1 protein-coding gene is annotated in these 740 nt (G+C 69.7%); it reads left to right on the top strand.

Features of this window, described 5'->3' with window-relative positions:
- Positions 1-59: 59 nt before the first annotated feature.
- Positions 60-614 carry a hypothetical protein gene (locus A9X03_RS24875; RefSeq protein WP_197696141.1) on the top strand — a complete coding sequence of 185 codons (555 nt, stop codon included), beginning with the start codon at positions 60-62 and terminating at the stop codon, positions 612-614.
- The last annotated feature ends 126 nt before the right edge of the window (positions 615-740 follow it).

Genomic DNA, 740 nt, shown 5'->3' with positions numbered 1-740 from the left:
GCGCCTCCCGGCAGGCCTGGGAATGGGCCGACGCGACTGACTGGAAGCCCTGAGCCACCATGCCGTTCGTCGACGACATCCTCGGCCCGCGGCGGCCCTTCGTGGACGGCGGGCCACAGTCGCTGCCGGGCGTACGGCGACGCACCAGCACGATCGACACCCATCCGGATGGGGTGCGCGGCTCCGTGGCGGACCTGCGGGCGCGTGACGTGGTCGGCGCCGAGGACGGACGTGTCGAGATCCTCGGCGAGGTCCGAGTGAGGGCGCACCTCACCGATCAAGTCGTCGACGACATCACCGCGCCCGCCGGTCTGGACGCCTTGCTGGGCTGTCGTGTCGGCGCGGGATTTCGGGCGACGGTCAGCCGGCTGTTCCCTGAGGAAGTAGTGCGGGCCAGCCTGCTGAATCTGTTGCTCGACGACTGGGTCGGTGCCGCGCTCGTGTCCGGATACGCCGCCCAATACGCGGCGATCGTCGAGGGCGTCGAAGAGAAGATGCCACTGGGCATCGCCGACCGAATGGCCGGGATCTGCGCATCCCGCGCGCTCGGAGCGGTTCCACTTCGTGTAGTCCGCTCAGCGGCGGCGCCACCGGGCCGCGGCCCGTCGGGATGACATCGTGCCGCCGGGTGAATGCGATCAGCGACGCGTCCGGTGCGAAACCTGCGCAGATCCCGGCCATTCGGTCGGCGATGCCCAGTGGCATCTTCTCTTCGACGCCCTCGACGATCGCCGCGTATT

This window comes from Mycobacterium sp. E1715 (assembly GCF_001667625.1).
GTDB lineage: Bacteria > Actinomycetota > Actinomycetes > Mycobacteriales > Mycobacteriaceae > Mycobacterium.
The sequence above is the reverse complement of the archived record's forward strand: the minus strand, read 5'-3'. Positions and strand labels throughout refer to the sequence as shown.